The following is a 3,758-nucleotide window of genomic DNA, read 5'->3' as shown; positions in this document are numbered from 1 at the left end:
TGTTCTCGAGCACGCCAGCCTCACCCATTTCCCGATAAAGCTCCTGCGCTTCCCTGGAACGCTCACCAATGCCGCAAAACAGGCTGACGCCCTTGTGCTGCTGAACGGTGTTATTGATCAGTTCGGTAATCAGCACCGTCTTGCCGACACCGGCACCCCCGAACAGACCGGTTTTGCCGCCACGCTCTATAGGCGATAACAGGTCAATGGCCTTGATGCCGGTTTCGAGGATCTGGCTACGAACCACGCGATCTTCCAGCAGGGGTGGGAGCTGATGAATCGCGCGGCGGTCGCTGGTAGCCGGCACAGGCTGATTGTCGACCGGCGCACCAAACACATTCAGCATCCTTCCGAGAATGGCATCACCCACCGGCACCGTGATCGGTGAGCCGGTTGCCCGAACCGGCATACCCAGGCCGAGCCCCTTTACCGGAGCCAGTGCCATGCAGCGGACCACACCCCGGTCTTCAAGCGCGGCCACCTCAAGCGCAATCTTGCCGGCATAGAGAAGCTCGCGTATCTGGGGTACCGGCTCCGGAAACCTGACGCTCACCACACCACCACGGATGGCCACCACGGTACCTTTACCGGCATCCTGCAAGGTATCCAGAGACTCGTTGTGCCTCATGACAAATGCCTTTTATTTGGCCGACACTCGAGTGCCCGCCGATCCCTCAAGTATAGCCACGGCATCCTGGAGGCGCCCGATGCCGCTGATCCCGCCAGCCTGGGCAAAATCGCAGGCGGCCTGCAGTTTCGGACCCATGGAGCCGGCAGGCATCTCCAGGGCCCGTGCCTCTGACACTGTCAATTCCGAAAGCGCCGTCGACCGGTCGGTCCCGAAGTCCCGGTAGACCGCCTCAACATCGGTTAACAACAGCAGCGCATCCGCACCAAGCTGTCTGGCCAACAGGGAGCTCGCAGCGTCCTTGTCGATGACCGCCTCAATGCCGACCATGCTGCCGTCGTCCCTGCGCAGCACCGGTATTCCGCCACCCCCGGCACACACCACAACCACGCCCTGGTCGAGCAGCAACTTCAGTACGCGCATGTCCGGTATTTCCAGGGGCTTAGGAGAAGGCACCACCCGGCGCCATTTGTCGCCGTCCGGCGCAATGCTCCAGCCCGCAGCGGCTGCCCGGCGCTCTGCTTCTTCACGGTCATAGACCGGGCCCACAAACTTGGTGGGCTTTTCAAAAGCCGGGTCTCTGGGATCCACCACGACCTGGGTCAGCAAGGTTGCGACAGGCCGGTCATGTTCCAGGGCGTTCTCCAGCTCCTGTTCGATCATATAGCCGATCATGCCCTCGGTTTCCGCTCCCAGGACATCCAGCGGGTAAGCCTCATCCGGTTTGTAGGAGGCGCCCTGTAAAGCCAGCAGCCCCACCTGGGGCCCGTTGCCATGGGTAACCACCAGGTCGTGGCCGGCCCGGACAACCGCGGCCAGCGATCGGGCCGCAATCTGCACATTGTTGCGCTGAACCTCCGCAGTCAGCGGCTCCCCGCGTTTCAGGAGGGCATTCCCCCCCAACGCTGCCACAACCAGCATGTCAGCCTCCCAGGGTCGCCACGAGGACGGCCTTGATGGTGTGCATGCGGTTCTCGGCCTGATCGAAAACAATCGAAGCGGGGCTTTCGAAAACCTCTTCAGTCACCTCCATGGCGTCAATGCCATAGGTCTCCTGAATCTCCTTGCCCACCACGGTTTCGGTGTTGTGAAAGGCCGGCAGACAGTGCATGAACCGCGCCCGCGGATTGCCGGTCTTGGCCATCAAGGCCGCATTCACCTGGTAAGGCATCAGCAGTTTGATCCGTTCGGCCCATTTTTCCTTTGGCTCGCCCATCGAGACCCAGACATCGGTATAGACGAAATCGACTCCCGCAACGGCGGCGTCAACATCCTCCGTGATGGTGATGCGGGCTCCGGTTTCAGCCGCCAGCGCCTGGGCCTCGTCCTGAACGGCCTGGCCAGGCCAGCAGGCTTTTGGTGCGCACAAGCGCACGTCCATGCCCATCTTGGCGCCACCAATCAGCAGGCTGTCGCCCATGTTGTTGGCGGCATCGCCAATGAACACGTAGGCCACATCCCGCAACGGCTTTTCCACATGCTCCTGCATGGTCAGGAAATCCGCCAATATCTGGGTGGGGTGAAATTCATTGGTGAGCCCGTTGTAGACCGGCACGCCGGCGTACTGTGCCAGCTCTTCCACAACCGATTGTCCGAACCCCCGATACTCAATGGCATCGTAAACCCGGCCAAGAACCCGGGCGGTGTCCTTAACCGATTCCTTATGGCCAATGTGGGTTCCGGTCGGCCCCAGGTAGGTTACCCGCGCCCCCTGGTCGAAGGCAGCAACTTCAAACCCGACCCGGGTCCGCGTGGAATTCTTCTCGAAGATCAGGGCGATGTCCTTGCCTTCGAGCTTGGGCACTTCGGTGCCCGCGTACTTGGCCGTCTTCAGATCCGCAGACAGCTTCAGCAAAAAAGCGATTTCCCTGGGGCTGAAATCCCGCAGGGTAAGGAAGTGTCGGTTCTTGAGATTGAATGCCATAGCGTTTCTCCCTGGCTGTCAGATAGCGTCCCGGATGGTCGGGCAACTCATGCACCGACCGCCGCCCCGGCCACGGCCCAGCTCGGCGCCGGGTATTGCCAGAACTTCGATGCCCGCCGCCGAAAGCGCCGCGTTGGTATCGTCGTTGCGGTCGTAACCGACAACAACACCCGGGCTCAGGGCCAGCACATTGTTGCCGTCGTTCCACTGCTCCCGCTCGCGCTCTTCCGGCGTGTCACCGCCGGTTGGCACGACCTCCAGGGCCGGGTAACCGAGAATCTCCGCGACCACCTCAAACAGATGCCGCGAGTCCTGATTGAACGCCAGTGTTTTTGCTCCCTCACCGGGGCGCAGGTCGTAGCAGATCACGGCATCGGCCACTTCCTTGAAGGCAGTGACCACGTTGCCCCCACAGAAGGTAAACACGGTATCCAGGTGCATGGCCGACCGGGTTTTGGGCAGCTGACAGGCGATTACCCGATCCACCATTCCGCCATCAAAGAGTGCTTTTGACAGTTGCCCGATGGCCTGGGGAGAGGATCGCTCGCCCATGCCTACCAGAACCGTTCTGTTCCCCAGCGGCATGATGTCCCCACCCTCCAGGGTTGCCAGGCCATGATCTTCCAGAGGATCGCCCCAGTGCACGTTCACCTTGCCGGCGAATTTCGGGTGGAATCGGTAGATAGCGGCCATCAGCAGGGTCTCAGGCTTGCGGGCAACCCAATACATCGGGTTGAGAGTAACCCCGCCATACACCCAGGCGCTGTTGTCCCGGGTGAACAGGAAATTGGGCAGTGGCGGCAGCACGAATCCGAAACGTCCTAGGTGGTTGCCGAACAGTCCAACGGGATCGAATGGCAGATCCCCTACCTCCAGACCACCGATCAGGAATTCGGCGAGCGCCTTTTCGGGCAGTTCATCCATCCAGGCGCGCAGATCCGACACCATGCCCACGCCGATGTGGTTCCAGTTAATCCGGTGATCCAGAATCCAGGCACGTCCCTCGGGAATGGCCAGCGTTTCCGCCAGCAACTCGTTGACATCCAGCACCTCCACGCCCCGACCACGCATCACGCTGGCAAACACGTCATGATCTTTCTGGGCCTGCTTGACCCAGAACACATCATCGAACAACAGGGCATCGCAGTTGGACGGCGTCAACCGCCGGTGCGCCAGCCCCGGCCGGCAGATGATGACCTGGCGCAG

Annotated in this window: 3 protein-coding genes and 1 pseudogene; all 4 read right to left on the bottom strand. The window is 61.3% G+C overall.

The window, feature by feature from the left end; genetic code table 11:
* Nucleotides 1-628, bottom strand: a pseudogene (locus B2W52_RS08210) (F0F1 ATP synthase subunit beta); the annotation flags it as partial.
* 12 nt (nt 629-640) lie between these two features.
* Nucleotides 641-1,549: a carbamate kinase gene (arcC, locus tag B2W52_RS08205; RefSeq protein WP_273069090.1), complete on the bottom strand. Its 909-nt coding sequence runs from the start codon at nt 1,547-1,549 to the stop codon at nt 641-643.
* Nucleotide 1,550: 1 nt separating this feature from the next.
* Nucleotides 1,551-2,552 carry an ornithine carbamoyltransferase gene (locus tag B2W52_RS08200; protein WP_092031274.1) on the bottom strand — a complete coding sequence of 334 codons (1,002 nt, stop codon included), beginning with the start codon at nt 2,550-2,552 and terminating at the stop codon, nt 1,551-1,553.
* Between the two features lie 18 nt (nt 2,553-2,570).
* The coding region (locus tag B2W52_RS08195) for an arginine deiminase (protein WP_286802421.1) at nt 2,571-3,758 on the bottom strand (1,188 nt) is incomplete at its 5' end.

It is taken from the genome of Marinobacter sp. UBA2498 (genome assembly GCF_002341575.1).
Classification (GTDB): domain Bacteria; phylum Pseudomonadota; class Gammaproteobacteria; order Pseudomonadales; family Oleiphilaceae; genus Marinobacter; species Marinobacter manganoxydans.
This window is presented reverse-complemented; position numbering and strand designations above follow the sequence as displayed.

Bases quoted from the DNA above. Each gene is read 5' to 3' on its own strand.
- B2W52_RS08200 (WP_092031274.1), bottom strand. From the start codon at position 2,552: ATGGCATTCAATCTCAAGAACCGACACTTCCTTACCCTGCGGGATTTC.
- arcC (WP_273069090.1), bottom strand. From the start codon at position 1,549: ATGCTGGTTGTGGCAGCGTTGGGGGGGAATGCCCTCCTGAAACGCGGG.